We start from the raw sequence: 16,798 nt of genomic DNA on the forward strand, positions 1-16,798 counted from the left end.
AAACAAAAATGAACGTTAATGGAGCCCCTGATATGAGCATTATGGACAATAAAAAAGTTGATTTGGTTTTCATCATCGACAGCAGTCTTTCAATGAAGGATGAAGCGGAAGCGCTCTGTGCAAAACTTGAGAGCGCCATTGAGGAGGCCAGAAAAGCCTGCCCTTCGGATTTACGAACTGATTTTCTGGGTATCGAAGGCGTTTTTGCCGGCACCAAATTTAATAAAACGGTCCGTCAGTTCCTGACGAGCGAGGCCGGTGCTAACCCGTCCGCCCTGAAAGGCAGAGAGTATGTCAAAGAGGGGAACCCCGCTCAGGAAGATGTGGCGCCAGCTGCGGAGGATGTTATCCGTCATTACAACTGGCGTGACGGCGCTGAAAAGAATGTTTTTGTGCTGGGAGACGAAAGTCTGAAAGGCGGGGAGATGACCCTGGATGCGGGCCGCATCAAAGCCTGCGATGATGCCATTGCCACCGCCCTGGAGTACGGTGTCAAAATCCACTCCTATCTGGGCACGCCTCATGTCTCATTACCTTATCCCACCCCGGATGATGAGAAAGCCATGGTTCGGGAATACAAGCGCCTGGCGCTTCGTACGGGTGGTGAGCATTATATCTACACCTCCGGCATTGCCGATTTTGCCTCGGTTTTAAAAAGCACCATTTGCGCCAGTAAGGCCACGCAACAGGACAGCGTGGCGAACAAAAAAGAAGAAGCAGATGCGCTGGAAGGTAAAACGCCAGCGAAGACGCCTGGTAATGGCAGCGATCTGTGCGCACAGGCCCCTGAAATTGTCCGGGCAGTGAATACGCTTGCCGATGTGCTTAAGAACCTGATTGACGCTTGCGCCAGCGACTGTCGTTGCAAAGAAAATACGCCCCCTTGCCCGTGTGAGGAACATCACAACAAACCGGTGCCCCCCTCCTCACCCCCCGCTGCGCCGGACACTGCCCCTGTCAGTCCCGAACCAACACCTTTCCTGGATGAGAGTAAGTTTACGAATAATCATCTGAATCACTGGCAATTTGGACCGGCAACGCCTGAGCATGAGTTTTACTCAGAAGGTGGCGCGACCATGATTCGTTTTCCGACCACCAATGTTAAAGGCCGGACACACAATGGTGTGCTGCTTTATAAACATTATTCGGAACTCCAGCCGGGGAAACGCTATCGCTTCAGCCTTCAGGCTCGCAGGGACAATGACTACAAGGTGATACCCGAACTGTCACTGCGGGTGGCAGGCCAGGATATTACCTCGGTTACAGCACTTGCCGTGAAAGGCGAGTGGGTCACGCTGTCAGGAGAGTTTACGGCGGCACAGGGCGATAATGTGCTGGAAATTTTCAGCCATAAAGCCAGCGGTGACGGTAACGATTTCAGCATAACTGGAATCACAGTAAAATCAGTCGATTGATTTTGTTACGCTGAATTCATTTCAGATATGAAGTGATGCCGGTTTGGCTACGCGTTGGTTAAACCAGGCATCACTGCTTAGCCAGTGTGCGTCACGCTTGAGATAACGTTGGTCTGGCCCGGTAATACACGGAGGGCATGATTACCCTCGTCGACAGGTTTACCTGAGCATTTAAACCCGCGAGTTACCAGGGAAGCGCAATTTTCTCATCATTCGCTTTCTCGCCGTAATACAAAGAAGGCAGGAAACGAGACAAGAACGTGAACTCTGTATAACAGTGTCGCATGAGCGCTAATCCAACGTCATCGGCAGGTTCAGCGTGGTCGTCATTACTCATACCCAGAATAAACCGGCTACGCAGCACACAACCAAAAGGCGTATCCCGGACAACATGTAGCATTTGTCCGTCCAGCGGGTCGCCCTGGCTATCCAGTTCAGTTTTTTCACCGAAGCCTATCCTTGCGGCAATGATTGCCGAGACACTCCCATCCCCCATTGCCTTGTCGACAGCCATTTCGCCAAATACCGATGCAGGGTGATGGAATTTAAGACGCGCGGGAATGGGAGGGATTTCAGCTAATGATTCAACTGCATGGATGCTTGCGCCGTAAAAACTTTCCCCACGCTTCCAGTTGGCATCCCATCCACGATGTTCAACATGATCAACGGGATGCCACCATTTTATATGCTGCGTCGTTTCAAAGAAGGTAAACCACCAGTTAATCATACGTCCTTTGCAGCCATGTAAATCAGTGCGTACGGCGACCAGCAGACTCCCGTCATCAAGACGTTTAATACCTGTCTCCAGCGGCATGGGAGAAGGATCAAGCAATGCCGAATAATCCAGCCAGGGCCTGGCAATATCGTGTTGTCGCATTTTTTTCTCCATTAGCATTCGGAAGTTCGCACCATTTAGGAAACGAAGTGCGTTTCCTAAACATTACCGATAGAATGGTCGTATGACAAGCGAAAAGGAATCTCAAGGATGACCTCACCAACCAAACCACGCGGACGCCCCTCAGTCCCTGAGGAAGAGGTGAAGAAACAAATCATTTGTAGCGCGATGGCCTTGCTCTTTGATAAAGGCTATGACGCCACAACAATTGAGGCGGTTGCATCGCATGCAGGCGTTGCCAAAAAGACCGTCTATCGCTTTGCGAAAAACAGGGAGGAATTGCTTGGCCTTTCGGTTCGAAACTGGACGGATAACTACGCCCCACTCCTGCAGAGCGATCCGACAGATAAGAATGACGTTTTACCGGCGCTAAGAAAATTACTGGCTGCGATTTGTGGTCAGGCGCTATCAGTAACCGCCGTGAAAATGTTTCGTCTTCTCAATACTGAATTTCCTGGTAAAGATGATCTCCTCAAGAAATACACTGAAAATGGCATAGCGCGCGGCCAACAATTACTCACTGAGTGGATTACACGGCAGCAAAAACAGGGCTGGTTGCCGATGTTACCTGCAGATACCAGTGCCAAAGTCATACTCGCCATGTGTGTCGCCGAACCTCTTCGGCAGGCGGCGATTGGTATAACTCATCCCGTTGAGAAAGCAGATATTGAGGCACATTTGGATTCTTGTATGCCTTTTATTTTACTTATGTTCAGGCAAGGTGAGAAATGACATAGTACGTGGCGATTCGTGTGGAGTGTCACGCTTAGTATTTGTGCGAGCTATACAACTACAGTTCGCTACGTACTTACATCTCTGATAGCAACTGTTAACCATAGCGGTAACTGTTGGTTATAGAATATGAAAAAGATCGTAACCTGGGACTGATAAACTATTTAATTTGTTGTTTTTAATGGATTTTTTGTCGCGATAATATGAATAAAACAACACCTATTATTTAATTGATTCATGAGTAATTTTATTCATTTCAATTTCTAAGATACCCCCCAAAATCCCCCCACACTGCCGACTATGAACATGGACAAACAATCATCACTTTTATTTATTCTTTAAGTACTGAGCAAATGATAACCAAGGTGTTAAATTTACCGCACGAAATGAAGATAAGTTATAAATTAAAAAAGAGGGTTCAAAATAGAACCCTCTAATATTTAGAAGCACAAACTAAAGCTCATTATCGGACAACATTTCGTACACTGATTCCCTGAATCGTACCTGAATCATTTTTCGTGCATCAGTGAGGCTAACATCGCTGAGCGGATAATAAGAATATAAAGCTTCTTCAAGCATATTGATGCATTTTTCATAGCTCCAATCTTCTCTGACTTTATGCATATAAATTATATAGAAAATCTTCTGTTCTATTTTCTGTATGCTATCGGTTGAAGATGAATAAGCCTTTTTGATTTCGTAATAACTTTCCACTAACTGTGGTGCATTTGAAATATTAAAATTATCCTCGCTGAAAATACTATCGTAGTATTTTCCAAAAATATGTTGCTTCTGGTTTGAAGATTTTTCAGGAAAACCTTGATAAGCGAAAAGTATCTGACCGAATTGCTCCATACTAATTTTGTATCGGTATTCTTTTTCATCATGAATCCCGGTATCGCCATTTTTCCTAGAATAAATAATACCATGCTCATCCAGTAGTTGTTCTAGTTGTATTTGCAATGTGCTTAATGATTTCAAGTCTACATTAGAAATAGAGTTTTGACTGTTTGTGTATTCCGCTATTTTATTTGCAGTTTCATTATTGGACGCATTGAATATCCGAACAAGAAGTTCGCCTTTTGAAATATATTCTGTAATATTTGATTTATCCACCGCGTTAAAATCATGAAGTGTTCTAAGCGTTTGCCCACCATTTAAGACTTGGATTCCTGATAAACTAATTCTAACTTTCCTGTGACCATTTACTGGGTGAGCTTTAATATCATTAGATACTATCGTTAACCCATTGTTATACATGAATAATTTATTTGGTTCTTCACGCAAGGTTTTGGCTATGCCTGCATTATAGCGCGAGCGTTGAACAAACCCCCTGACGTTATCGAAAAGAACCCCAAAATCTATTTTTTCGTTTGCCAGTAATTCAAAGTTCTCACAATTGTGATCTCCGCGCAAATCAGCATTGCGACAAGTAATTCTTATTACATCTGCAGCATTTAGTCTGATAACATACGATTTTGATGTCGAAATTGAACTCTCTGAATAAGACATGAGAGAATCATTGTCGATAATCAATTCCGCATTAATTGGAGCGGGACGTATTGACATAATACTTGTTATATGTGGAAGGCATATAGATATTACTTCCATGTCATATACATTTTTCAATTGTTGGATAGCACTTTCATCATGTTCTATAGGCAAAGCTTCATTGCTCACCATATATAAAGAAAGTTTCCATACTTCATTCCCATTGAGTAATTCATTGATTTTTGTCACATACAACGCCAACTTGCCTTCTAATCCATCGACACTTTCATTCATAATACAATTCACAAGTTTTGTTGATACAAAAGCCTCATTGAAACTTTGCTTCTGGTCAACTTTGAATCGTTCTCTGAACTTAAAATTAAATAACTTGATTTCCTTATCTTCACTATCTATAAATATTGCATCAATACCATGATCATCATTTCGGTTACCATATAAATACGAGTTGTATTCAGTATCTGTAATGTAATCACTAATTCGATCTATATCTTTTTCATTACATAATGATTCAAGCATGAAGAGATAAAAACCAAACCTTTGTTGTAACTTAAGTTCATTCACTTCTTGAACAAATTGATTAGTTTTACTGAATAAATCAAAGTATTTTTGGCATTTAATATTAAGCAACTTAAAATCATTGATACTTACATGCGACATCGTATAGTCCTTTTAAACAGATGATTTTTATCCATTATGCCTTACAGGACTGATTTCTGCTTGTGATCTCCCGCTCTTTAAATCAAATATTGTAGGTTATATTGGTACAGTTTTAAGCAACAGTAACTTAGAGCGCGTGTAGCCAAAAGTCCCCGCTGGCGGTGCTGTTTGAGGGGCTGGGTTAGGCTGGGGGTTTACAGTTTTTCGCCGTCCAGCAGGCAGAGCGCCATTAAACCTGTTTTGTTCCAGTCATCCGGCGTATCGGGGTGCATTGTGGTAACGTAGGCCAGCTCAGAACGAAGAAACCGTAAAGCGCCTGCTGCACGGTCTTTGCCATAGAAGCTGTGGGTTTCTTCATCCGGCCGGAAGAGAATCAGCAATTGTTCATCGGGCTCGTGCTGAACATCAAAACCCAGCTCAGCGGCTGCTGCCTCTATACGCTGGCCAGCATCAATATCAGCCGGCAACTCTTTCCCGCCGTCATGCTTCCATACCCATGCGGCGGCCTGCGCCCATGTCATTTCAGTCTGGTGTTCGCCAGCACCAGCAGAATTTTGTTTAGCCTGCGATGCTTCGACATCCACTTTATCGCCTGAAATTACAATTTCACCGCGAGCTATCCAGCCGTAAACCTTCTGCCGACTAACCCAGCTTCTCTATACCGGCTACATGATATTTTAAGCGCCAGTATTTGCCGCCATAAGGTTTGATCAAGAAATACAGACCATCACCATCGGACAACTTGTAAGCCTTCTCTTAGTGGCATTAAGTTTCACCTGGAGATACCTACTTAAGACCGAAGTACAAATACCCTTGCACCTACTGACTATTGATTTTCAGGAGATTTTTGTAGACGTGGAGTTTCAGAGCGCAGTATATAAGGGATTTTGGTGAAATTTAGGAGACCTGAGGAGACGTTAGAATGGTGCCGATAATAGGAGTCGAACCTACGACCTTCGCATTACGAATGCGCTGCTCTACCAACTGAGCTATATCGGCCCTGAAAGGCCGGTTACGAGCGTAACCACGGGGCAAAAGGTTAGATCTAACCGGGTGATGCGTCAATGCCCTTTTGAATCAAACGGCTATTTTTGCATCACCCGTGATTATTTACGCACGAATCGTATCATCACCGAAGCCGATCCACTTGTAAGTGGTCAGTGCTTCCAGGCCCATCGGGCCTCTTGCATGCAGTTTTTGCGTGCTGACAGCAACTTCTGCGCCCAGGCCGAACTGGCCACCGTCGGTGAAGCGGGTTGAGGCATTCACGTATACGGCGGAGGAGTCCACCTCATTCACAAAGCGGTCGGCATTGCGCAGGGTACGCGTCAGAATCGCATCCGAGTGCTGGGTACCATGTTCACGGATGTGAGCAATGGCATCGTCAAGACTCGCAACCACCTTCACGTTCAAATCCAGCGACAGAAACTCGTCGTCGTACTGTTCCGCTTTGACCGGTACCACCGTCGCCGGGCCGTCTTTCAGCAGTGCCAGCGCGTTGGCATCCGCGTGCAGCGTCACGCCGCTTTCGGCCATCTGTTTGCTCAGAGCAGGCAGGAAGGTATTGGCGATGCCCTGATGCACCAGCAGCGTTTCAACCGTATTACAGGTGCTTGGACGCTGGGTTTTGGCATTGACGATAATCTTCAGCGCCGGTTCAATCTCGGCACTGTCATCAACCACGATATGGCACACGCCGATACCGCCCGTGATCACAGGAATGGTCGACTGCTCACGGCACAGCTTGTGCAGGCCCGCGCCACCGCGTGGGATCAGCATGTCGATGTATTTGTCCATGCGCAGCATCTCGTTCACCAGCGCACGGTCCGGGCTCTCGATTGCCTGTACGGCACCTGCCGGCAGGCCGCACTCCTCCAGCGCCTGCTGGATAACGTTTACGGTCGCGGCGTTGGTACGCCAGGTCTCTTTCCCGCCACGCAGAATGGCAGCGTTGCCAGTCTTCAGGCACAGGGAAGCGACATCAACCGTAACGTTGGGACGGGCTTCATAGATCACGCCAATCACGCCCAGCGGCACGCGACGACGCTCAAGGCGCAGCCCGCTGTCGAGCAGCCCACCATCAATGACCTGACCAACCGGATCGGCAAGATTGCAGACCTGGCGGACATCGTCAGCGATGCCTTTCAGACGTGCCGGGGTCAGCGCCAGGCGGTCGAGCATTGCTTCGCTCAGGCCATTGCGACGCGCTTCCAGCAGATCCTGCTCGTTGGCGAGCAGAATCTCCTGCGACTGCGATTCCAGATAATCAGCGATTTTTTCCAGCACACGGTTTTTCTCGCGGCTGGAAAGGAGCGCCAGTTTGTAAGAGGCGGCCTTCGCGGCTGCGCCCATTTGTTCCAGCATTTTCTGGCTCCTTAACGAATAATCATGTCATCACGATGCACGGCAACCGGGCCATATTCATAGCCCAAAATGGCGTCGATCTGCTGTGAATGGTGACCCGCAATACGGCGCAGGGCATCGCTGTTGTAGCGGCTTACGCCGTGGGCGATGTCACGACCTTCGAGATTACGGATACGGATCACTTCACCACGTGAGAAGTTGCCTGTCACGCTTTTAATTCCTTTAGGAAGTAATGAGCTCCCTCTTTCCAGAATTGCGGCGGTCGCCCCTTCATCAACGGTGAGTTCGCCTGCCGGCGGTGCGCCAAAGATCCAGCGTTTGCGGTTCTCGAGCGGGGAGGCCTGCGCGTGGAAGCGGGTTCCCACGGAGATGCCTTCCATCACGTCGCCAATCACGCCTGGACGGCTGCCCGCGGCAATGATGGTGTCGATACCGGCACGGCATGCCACGTCAGCAGCCTGCAGCTTGGTCCCCATCCCGCCGGTCCCGAGGCCTGAAACGCTGTCACCTGCGATGGCGCGTAGCGCATCGTCGATACCGTGTACATCGGTAATCAGTTCAGCATCTGGGTTTGAACGCGGGTCGGCGGTGAAGAGCCCCTGCTGGTCGGTCAGGAGCAGTAATTTATCAGCGCCTGCCAGAATTGCGGCCAGCGCCGAGAGGTTATCGTTATCACCCACTTTGATTTCAGCGGTGGCAACGGCATCGTTTTCGTTAATGACGGGAACGATGTTGTTATCCAGCAGCGCACGCAGCGTATCGCGCGCGTTCAGGAAACGCTCCCGGTCTTCCATATCCGCACGCGTCAGCAGCATCTGCCCGACGTGGATGCCATAGATAGAAAACAGCTGTTCCCAGAGTTGAATGAGCCGGCTTTGTCCCACGGCGGCCAGCAGCTGTTTCGAGGCGATCGTCGCGGGGAGTTCGGGGTAACCCAGGTGTTCACGCCCGGCGGCAATCGCCCCGGAGGTCACAATTACAATACGATGCCCTGCGGCATGCAACTGAGCGCACTGACGTACAAGCTCAACAATGTGGGCGCGATTAAGGCGGCGCGATCCGCCTGTTAAAACACTGGTACCGAGTTTTACCACCAGCGTCTGGCTGTCACTCATGATTCTCTGCCGTTCAACGATAAGGGAAAATGATGTCAAACGAACGTTTTAACAGGTGTCAGCCCCGTTGCCAACTGCCTTAGCACATCGCGAAACACTTTGTTGCGCGGGATCAGGAAGCGTAGCGGCAAAATTTGACAGTTTTATTACCGAAATAATAAATCACAGTTTTTTAAAATTATTCTTAATTTGTCATAAAAGTTTCATTGCGTAACGTTAAAACCCTTTCTGTTTTTTCACGGGACTAAGCATGAGCTTATCGTCCAGCGAATTTTTTTAGCGCGTTTATAAGACAGGATCGAAAATGAAAAAGAGCACACTGGCATTAGTGGTAATGGGCGTTGTGGCTTCCACATCTGTACACGCAGCCGAAGTTTATAATAAAAACGGTAATAAACTGGACGTATACGGCAAAGTTAAAGCAATGCACTACATCAGCGATGATGACACTAAAGATGGTGACCAGACTTACGTCCGTTTCGGTTTTAAAGGTGAAACACAGATTAACGATCAGCTGACGGGCTATGGCCGTTGGGAAGCTGAATTTGCCGGTAACAAAGCAGAAAGCGACTCTACACAGAAAACGCGTCTGGCGTTTGCTGGTCTGAAACTGAAAGACATTGGCTCTCTGGATTACGGTCGTAACCTGGGCGCACTGTACGACGTTGAAGCCTGGACCGATATGTTCCCTGAGTTCGGTGGTGACTCTTCAGCCCAGACTGATAACTTCATGACCAAACGTGCGAGCGGTCTTGCCACCTACCGTAACACCGACTTCTTCGGTGCGGTTGATGGCCTGGATATGACCCTGCAGTATCAGGGCAAAAACGAAAACCGCGACGTCAAAAAACAGAACGGTGACGGTTTCGGTACCTCTCTGACCTATGACTTCGGTGGCAGCGATTTCGCCGTCAGCGGTGCCTACACCAACTCTGACCGTACTAACGCACAAAACCTGCTGACGCGCGGTGAAGGTAAAAAAGCGGAAGCATGGGCAACCGGTCTGAAATATGACGCTAACGATATTTACCTGGCTGCGATGTACTCTGAAACCCGCAATATGACCCCAATTTCGGGTGGTTTTGCGAATAAGGCTCAGAACTTTGAAGTTGTTGCACAATACCAGTTCGATTTCGGTCTGCGTCCGTCCCTGGGTTATGTCCAGTCTAAAGGCAAGGATATCGAAGGTGTGGGTGACGAAGATCTGGTGAAATACATCGACGTGGGCGCGACCTATTATTTCAACAAAAATATGTCCGCGTTTGTTGATTATAAAATCAACCAGATTGATGACGACAATAAACTGGGCGTGAGCAGCGATGACATTGTTGCTCTGGGTATGACCTACCAGTTCTGATATTGTTGAAATAAAAAATCCCGGCGCAAATGCCGGGATTTTTTTTGCCTGGAGGGGGTCGGGTTTACTGCCCTCACCCCATCCCTCGCGAAGAGAGAGGGAGAAATATCGCGATTACGCCGTCAGCTTAACCGCTTCGCTGGAAAAGTTATCCGCGGGTTCAAGCTTCAGATCCAGGGTGGCCAGCAGTGCTCTTGCCTTTTCGAGGTACTCTTTCAAAGTATGCTCCAGGCGGTCGATCACTTCCTGGTCTTTGATTGGGGCTGTTTGCCAGTAGCCGTCTTTATTAAACAGGCCGAACTGGTAGCTATACGTAAAACGTTTTTCTTCCGCTTCCATTTCCATCCACCAGCCCCAGAATTCACGTTTTTCGGGTGCAGGCTTCACGTTGACGCATACAGCCAGGCAGTCGAAAAAAAAGCGATTTTCTTCACACTGCTCTTCTCGAATATACGGGCCGAGAGCCATAAACTTCTTGATCAGTCTACTTTTCGGGTGTCCACTCGGTAACGTCATTGCGATCTCCTTTTGTGAAGCCACTGTTTTACCAAACCAGCAAAATTTAGCAATCTATTAACACAATCTCTGCGCGATCCAGCGTGTGATCTCTCTCAATGCTTTGTCAAAATTCTGGTACACCGGGCTGAACGGTACCTCAAGCAATTTGCCATCCGCAGATGACGAAGTGATTAAGCGTGACTCCTCTTCAGGACTGAAGGGATCGTTTTTCCAGTACCCTGACATCATCGGCGTAGGGCAACGCCGTCCCAGCAACCCCTGCGTTTTTAGCGAGTAACGATTGAGTTCAACGCGCAGCGCTTCGTCTGATGCATCATGCATGCCAAGGCGACTGGCCAGCACATCAAGGTACATTTCCGGCACGCGGCCCTGCCGGGTCGGATCGCTGAGCAGAGCGTGCACCACCGGACCGAGACAGGCGACGGCCTTCAGGCGTGAAGCTTCAAGGTAAGCCAGACGCACGGCGACGTTGGCGCCAAAGCGGAAGCCAAATGCAGCAACACGCGTGTGGTCAACCCATGGAATGTTTTCCAGCGCTTTTAATGCATGCTGGTGCAGAAGACTCGAGTCCTGAGTCAGTTTCCATTTGGATGAAAAGCCAATTGAGGGCATATCCAGCGTCAGCATCGCGATCCCTTTTGGTGCGAAGTAACGCTCATACAGGCTGTAATAGTCGATTTGCAGTGAATCCAGCCCGCCGCACATCAGAACGGTCGGGAACGGGCCTTCGCCTTCTGGCATATGCAGGAACCCGGTGACGGGCGCGCCACCCGGGATGGTAAACTCCAGCTCGCGCATCCGGCCCGGCAAGCGTTGAGCGGCCTCTTCGTAGGCGCGATTCGCCAGCGCCTGAGCCTGCTCGGCCAGCTCATCACCTTTCAAATGCGGGTATGCGGCAATAGCATAGAGGTTGGCCGCATGCAGCCAGTGTTTGCCGCTGAGCGTGGCGTCCTCTTCCTGGCTGGCTTTTTGCTGCCAGAGCATCGCCTGTTTAGACCATTCGTAGATCCAGTTTCCCCCGCGATAACCCACGACCGTATCGTAGAGTTCACTGTCGGTGCGCTCAGCTTCGCTCATCACGATACGCGCCTGCACATCAAGGATTTCACGGGGATCAATACCGCGCCAGATCCACATCAGACGGTTAATCATGCGGTACCAGTGGGGCACGTTTTTACCGTCTAATGCAGACTGGACGGCAGGCATGGTCCCCGGATTAAACCGGCGCACCAGCGTCGACGTTTCAGGATGTTTGAAACGGGGTTTGAAGAGAGTCTCGGTGAGATTCGCCTGCGTCATTACGTTGCCTCCATGAATACGTCATATAGAGACCATTGTAACGCGCGTCAGACTAAAAAAAACAACGCCCGGTATCACCGGGCGTTAAATAAGTGCGTAAGAGAATTAACGACCAGAGATTGGCGGTACGAATACCACGCCCATATCCCATGGCTGTTCAATCCAGGTATCCTGAGGGATATCAATCACGTAATCGTCAACCAGCGGACGGCCTGCTGGCTTCGCGAAGATGGTGACGAAGTGGGCTTTTGGATACATTTCGCGGATAGCCACCGCGGTACCGCCGGTATCAACCAGGTCGTCGATAACGATGAAGCCTTCACCGTCGCCTTCCGCACGTTTCAGCACGGTCAGCTCACGCTGGTTGTCATGGTCATAGCTGGAGATGCATACGGTATCGACATGACGAATACCCAGCTCACGTGCCAGCAGAGCCCCCGGTACCAGACCGCCACGGCTGACGGCAATAATGCCTTTCCACTGTTCGGAAGGCATCAGACGCGCAGCCAGTTTGCGTGCGTGAATCTGCAACATGTCCCAGGTGACGACGTATTTTTCGCTCATGTGAAGTGTCCCAGCCTGTTTGTATACGGCTTAAAAAGTGTTCGAGGGGGAAATAGGTTGCGCGAGATTATAGAGATCTGACGCACTAAAAACCAGTGTTTAGCGCCCGGAGCCTGAGTTTTTACATGCTTTATGCTACCAGCCACCGGAGAAAGTGGTATTCTCAGTTGCATCTCGCAAGCCTGTCTTGTGGTAACTATTAACCTGCTAACCCTGTGACCTGCAACTCGCTTTGCAGGGCATCGACAAGGAGACTTATCGTGTCTGAACTGTCTCAATTATCTCCACAGCCACTGTGGGATATTTTTGCCAAAATCTGTTCCATTCCCCACCCTTCCTACCATGAAGAACAGCTTGCCGAACATATTATGGGCTGGGCGAAGGAAAAAGGTCTGCATGCTGAACGCGACCAGGTTGGCAACATTCTGATCCGCAAACCGGCGACCGCAGGCATGGAAAACCGTAAACCGGTTGTGCTGCAGGCGCACCTGGACATGGTTCCACAGAAAAACAACGATACCGTTCACGACTTCACCAAAGACCCTATCCAGCCTTACATCGATGGCGACTGGGTGAAAGCGCGCGGCACGACCCTTGGTGCAGATAACGGCATTGGCATGGCGTCTGCTCTGGCGGTCCTGGCGGACGACAGCGTTGAACACGGCCCGCTGGAAGTGCTGCTGACCATGACGGAAGAAGCAGGCATGGACGGCGCGTTCGGTCTGCAGGCGAACTGGCTGCAGGCGGACATTCTGATCAACACCGACTCTGAAGAAGAGGGTGAGATCTACATGGGCTGCGCCGGCGGGATTGATTTCATCACGACCCTGCCACTGTCCCGCGAAGCGATCCCTGCTGGTTTCCAGACCTTCAAGCTGACGCTGAAAGGGCTGAAAGGCGGCCACTCCGGTGGTGATATTCACCTGGGTCTGGGCAACGCCAACAAACTGCTGGCACGCTTCCTGGCTGGCCACGCGGCTGAGCTGGATCTGCGTCTGGTGGATTTCAACGGCGGCACACTGCGCAATGCTATTCCGCGTGAAGCCTTCACGACCGTGGCAGTACCCGCTGCAAAAGCTGACGAGCTGAAAAAGCTTTCCAGCGTGTATCTGGATATCCTGAAAAACGAACTGTCAGCGAAAGAGAAGAACCTGACCGTGGTGCTGGAGTCCGTGACTACCGACAAAGCGGCGCTGACCTCCCCGTCTCGTGACGCCTTCGTTCAGCTGCTGAACGCGACGCCAAACGGCGTGATTCGTAACTCAGACGTCGCGAAAGGCGTGGTTGAAACCTCCCTGAACGTGGGCGTGGTCACCATGAGTGATGACAGCGCGGAGATCATCTGCCTGATCCGCTCGCTTATCGACAGCGGTAAAGAGTATGTGGTGAGCATGCTGGAGTCTCTGGGTAAACTGGCGGGTGCGCACACCTCCGCAAAAGGTAGCTACCCAGGCTGGCAGCCGGATGCCAGTTCGCCGGTGATGGCGCTGGTGCGTGAAACTTACCAACGTCTGTTCAACAGTACCCCGAACATTCAGGTGATCCACGCCGGTCTGGAGTGTGGTCTGTTCAAGAAACCGTATCCGAACATGGACATGGTGTCTATCGGGCCAACCATTACCGGTCCGCACTCGCCGGATGAGCAGGTTCATATTGAAAGCGTGGGTCATTACTGGACTCTGCTGACTGAACTGCTGAAAGCGATCCCTGCTAAGTAATTCGCCGTATGATGCCCGGTAGCACGTTGCCTGCCGGGCTGACAAATCCGCCTGCTATAACCCCAATACCAGCTGCCGCTCCAGTTGCGGGTCCAGCAGCGTCACGTGTAACCCCACCAGCCTCACTCCCCGCCCTGCCCGCCGTTCTTCCCAGGCTTTTCTCGCGGTGGCGATAAGATCGTCTTTATTCAGTCGCGGCCAGACATGCTCCTGCGTCGTCTGCTGGAAATCATTAAACTTCAGCTTAACGCCCTGACGGGCAATCAGCAGATCGGGTTTTACTTTCGCTAACCGCCGCTCCAGTTCGGGATAAAGTTGGTCAGTGATAATGACTTCACACTCGGACCAGTCATGGATATCTTCCATCAGCGTGCGTTCAACCCCGACCGATTTACGCAGCCGCTCACTGCTCACGCTGCGCTCATCAATTCCCTGACTGCGCTCCCACAGCACGCGACCAAACTTACCGAAACGCTTAAGCAGCATGGACAGATCGCTTCGCTGTACATCTTCACAGGTCCGTAATCCCATACTTTCCAGCTTTGCAGCAGACACTTTCCCCACGCCGGGGATTTTGCCGAGCGGCAGCGTTTTTAAAAACGCCGGAACCTCTTCCGGAGTGATGACGTACTGACCATCGGGTTTATTCAAATCAGACGCTATTTTGGCGAGAAATTTCACCGGTGCGACGCCCGCGGAAGCGGTCAGATTGAGCTCGTTGAAGATAGTCCGGCGGATCTCCTGCGCCATTAACGTTGCGGAGCCGTGGCAGTGCAGGCTGTCAGTGACATCCAGGTAGGCTTCGTCCAGTGACAGAGGTTCAATCAGCGAGGTATAGCGAGAGAAGATCTCGCGGATATGCAGGGAGGCTTCTTTGTAGGCTTCAAATCGGCCGGGCAATAACGTGAGATGAGGGCACAGCTTTAGCGCCATGGCAGTTGGCATAGCGCTGCGCACGCCAAATTTGCGCGCAGGGTAGTTGGCGGTGCTGATCACACCGCGCTGGACACGGCTACCACCAATCGCAATAGGTATATCCCGCAGCGCCGGATTGTCACGCATCTCCACTGCGGCAAAAAAGCAGTCCATATCGACATGGATTATTTTGCGCATAGTAAGCCCTCACTCATCACTGGATAAGTATACAGTAAAGAAATGAGAGTTGAGAAGTGTGTTTCCCCTCTCCTCCTGGAAGAGGGGAAACACCGGACTCACTACAGGATCCGCCGGGCCTCGCGCGCCATGCGTTTTTTACGGGCATCGCAGGGTTCGGGGCAGTCGCACACTTTTTCCATCCCGAGCGAGGAGATACCACCACAGCTGCCCTGAATGCTTTTACGCTTTATGATCCAGCCCAGAGACATGCCGAGTACAACAAGCAAAAAAACCGCGAAAGTTGCCAGAAACGTCAGCATCATCACCCCCCGAAGTCATCCAGCAGGATGTTCTCATCTTCCACACCCAGATCTTTTAGCATCTTAATGACTGCAGCGTTCATCACTGGCGGCCCACACATGTAAAATTCGCAATCCTCTGGCGCAGGATGCTGCTTGAGGTAGTTTTCATAAAGCACGTTGTGGATGAACCCCGTGTGGCCGGTCCAGTTATCTTCCGGTTGCGGATCGGAGAGGGCCACATGGAAGGTGAAGTTTGGGTTTTCACGCGCCAGTTGCTCAAACTCATCATCATAGAACATCTCTCGCAGCGAACGTGCCCCGTACCAGAAGCTGATTTTGCGCTTGCTTCCGAGGCGCTTGAGCTGGTCAAAAATGTGCGAACGCATCGGTGCCATGCCCGCGCCACCACCGATAAAGACCATTTCAGCCTCGGTCTCTTTAGCAAAGAACTCGCCAAACGGACCGGAGATGGTCACCTTATCTCCCGGTTTCAGGGACCAGATATACGACGACATGACGCCCGGGGGTGCATCAGGCACATTCGGCGGCGGCGTGGCGATACGCACGTTGAGCATAATGATGCCCTTCTCGTCCGGGTAGTTTGCCATTGAGTAGGCGCGAAGCGTCGGTTCTTTAACGTCAGACACAAAACGGAAAAGATTGAATTTGTCCCAGTCGGCACGGTACTCATCCGGAACGTCGAAGTCCGCATACGCCACGGTGTGATCCGGGCACTCAATCTGGATGTATCCCCCTGCCCGGAACGGAACATCTTCCCCTTCCGGCACGCGCAGCTTCAGCTCTTTAATGAAAGTCGCTTTGTTATCGTTAGAGATAACTTCGCACTCCCATTTTTTGACCCCGAAGATCTCTTCCGGCAGCTCAATTTTCATGTCCTGGCGCACCGCGACCTGGCAGGCCAGACGGCAACCCTCTTTTGCCTCACGCTTCGTGATATGCGCCAGCTCAGTGGGCAGAATATCCCCGCCGCCCTCTTTCACCGTGACGCGGCACTGACCGCAGGAGCCACCGCCACCGCAGGCTGAGGAGACAAAGATTCCGTTGCCGGAGAGCGTATTGAGCAGTTTATCCCCCGCCGGCGTGCGGATCTGGTTTTGCGGCTCACCGTTGATATCAATCACCACGTCGCCGGAATTCACCAGCTTCGCGCGTGCCGCCAGAATCAGCCCTGACAACACCAGTACAATCAGCGTGAACATCACCACGCCAAGAATAATTTCCATCTGTTAGCCC

At 50.6% G+C, this 16,798-nt stretch carries 15 protein-coding genes, 1 tRNA gene and 1 pseudogene; 4 read left to right on the forward strand and 13 right to left on the reverse strand.

Features of this window, described 5'->3' with window-relative positions; genetic code table 11:
• The first annotated feature begins 32 nt into the window (after positions 1-32).
• The gene (locus tag BJP35_RS11560) at positions 33-1,415 is read left to right on the forward strand and encodes a carbohydrate binding domain-containing protein (protein WP_256971738.1); all 1,383 of its coding nucleotides are present in this window, start codon (positions 33-35) and stop codon (positions 1,413-1,415) included.
• 184 nt (positions 1,416-1,599) lie between these two features.
• Here BJP35_RS11560 and BJP35_RS11565 read toward each other — a convergent pair whose 3' ends face one another.
• Complete coding sequence (locus BJP35_RS11565) at positions 1,600-2,292, reverse strand: DAPG hydrolase family protein (protein ID WP_040016765.1); 693 nt, start codon at positions 2,290-2,292, stop codon at positions 1,600-1,602.
• Positions 2,293-2,400: 108 nt separating this feature from the next.
• On the opposite strand from BJP35_RS11565, the gene BJP35_RS11570 reads away from it, so the two are divergent.
• Positions 2,401-3,042, forward strand: a complete 642-nt coding sequence (locus tag BJP35_RS11570) for a TetR/AcrR family transcriptional regulator (RefSeq protein WP_086463124.1) — start codon at positions 2,401-2,403, stop codon at positions 3,040-3,042.
• A gap of 453 nt (positions 3,043-3,495) precedes the next feature.
• On the opposite strand, the gene BJP35_RS11575 is transcribed toward BJP35_RS11570, so the two are convergent.
• The 6 genes and pseudogenes from BJP35_RS11575 to proB all read right to left on the reverse strand — a co-directional run bounded on the left by BJP35_RS11575 (position 3,496) and on the right by proB (position 8,690).
• Positions 3,496-5,211, reverse strand: a complete 1,716-nt coding sequence (locus BJP35_RS11575) for an AIPR family protein (RefSeq protein WP_040016763.1) — start codon at positions 5,209-5,211, stop codon at positions 3,496-3,498.
• Between the two features lie 194 nt (positions 5,212-5,405).
• Positions 5,406-5,795 (reverse strand): hypothetical protein, encoded by a 390-nt coding sequence (locus BJP35_RS11580; RefSeq protein WP_047744212.1) that lies wholly within the window; start codon positions 5,793-5,795, stop codon positions 5,406-5,408.
• Positions 5,796-5,859: 64 nt separating this feature from the next.
• Positions 5,860-5,952 (reverse strand): annotated as a pseudogene (locus tag BJP35_RS24590) (Arm DNA-binding domain-containing protein); the annotation flags it as partial.
• 182 nt (positions 5,953-6,134) lie between these two features.
• A tRNA-Thr gene (locus BJP35_RS11585) sits at positions 6,135-6,210 on the reverse strand.
• Positions 6,211-6,321: 111 nt separating this feature from the next.
• Positions 6,322-7,575 (reverse strand): glutamate-5-semialdehyde dehydrogenase, encoded by a 1,254-nt coding sequence (proA, locus tag BJP35_RS11590; protein ID WP_014168771.1) that lies wholly within the window; start codon positions 7,573-7,575, stop codon positions 6,322-6,324.
• An 11-nt stretch (positions 7,576-7,586) separates the two neighbouring features.
• A complete protein-coding gene (gene proB / locus BJP35_RS11595) occupies positions 7,587-8,690 on the reverse strand; it encodes a glutamate 5-kinase (RefSeq protein ID WP_020882782.1) in 1,104 nt (367 codons plus the stop codon).
• Between the two features lie 304 nt (positions 8,691-8,994).
• On the opposite strand from proB, the gene phoE reads away from it, so the two are divergent.
• Complete coding sequence (gene phoE, locus BJP35_RS11600) at positions 8,995-10,047, forward strand: phosphoporin PhoE (protein WP_047744214.1); 1,053 nt, start codon at positions 8,995-8,997, stop codon at positions 10,045-10,047.
• Between the two features lie 114 nt (positions 10,048-10,161).
• Here phoE and crl read toward each other — a convergent pair whose 3' ends face one another.
• From crl to gpt, 3 genes are all read right to left on the reverse strand, one after another.
• On the reverse strand, positions 10,162-10,563 hold the full coding sequence (gene crl, locus BJP35_RS11605; protein ID WP_020882784.1) for a sigma factor-binding protein Crl: 402 nt from the start codon (positions 10,561-10,563) through the stop codon (positions 10,162-10,164).
• Positions 10,564-10,620: 57 nt separating this feature from the next.
• Positions 10,621-11,865: an esterase FrsA gene (gene frsA, locus BJP35_RS11610; protein WP_014168767.1), complete on the reverse strand. Its 1,245-nt coding sequence runs from the start codon at positions 11,863-11,865 to the stop codon at positions 10,621-10,623.
• Between the two features lie 105 nt (positions 11,866-11,970).
• Positions 11,971-12,429: a xanthine phosphoribosyltransferase gene (gene gpt / locus BJP35_RS11615; protein ID WP_010427903.1), complete on the reverse strand. Its 459-nt coding sequence runs from the start codon at positions 12,427-12,429 to the stop codon at positions 11,971-11,973.
• A gap of 260 nt (positions 12,430-12,689) precedes the next feature.
• Here gpt and pepD point away from each other — a divergent pair, with 260 nt between their 5' ends.
• Complete coding sequence (pepD, locus tag BJP35_RS11620) at positions 12,690-14,147, forward strand: cytosol nonspecific dipeptidase (RefSeq protein ID WP_032677472.1); 1,458 nt, start codon at positions 12,690-12,692, stop codon at positions 14,145-14,147.
• A gap of 54 nt (positions 14,148-14,201) precedes the next feature.
• Here pepD and dinB read toward each other — a convergent pair whose 3' ends face one another.
• The 3 genes from dinB to nqrF all read right to left on the reverse strand — a co-directional run bounded on the left by dinB (position 14,202) and on the right by nqrF (position 16,788).
• Positions 14,202-15,260: a DNA polymerase IV gene (dinB, locus tag BJP35_RS11625; protein ID WP_047744217.1), complete on the reverse strand. Its 1,059-nt coding sequence runs from the start codon at positions 15,258-15,260 to the stop codon at positions 14,202-14,204.
• A 101-nt stretch (positions 15,261-15,361) separates the two neighbouring features.
• A complete protein-coding gene (gene nqrM, locus BJP35_RS11630) occupies positions 15,362-15,565 on the reverse strand; it encodes a (Na+)-NQR maturation NqrM (protein WP_171032971.1) in 204 nt (67 codons plus the stop codon).
• Positions 15,565-16,788, reverse strand: coding sequence for an NADH:ubiquinone reductase (Na(+)-transporting) subunit F (gene nqrF / locus BJP35_RS11635; protein ID WP_020882788.1), 1,224 nt, complete (start codon positions 16,786-16,788; stop codon positions 15,565-15,567). Before nqrF ends, nqrM begins: the two co-directional genes overlap by 1 nt.
• Between the last annotated feature and the right edge of the window lie 10 nt (positions 16,789-16,798).

The sequence above is a fragment of the Enterobacter sp. J49 genome (genome assembly GCF_002148625.1).
Lineage (GTDB): Bacteria > Pseudomonadota > Gammaproteobacteria > Enterobacterales > Enterobacteriaceae > Enterobacter > Enterobacter ludwigii.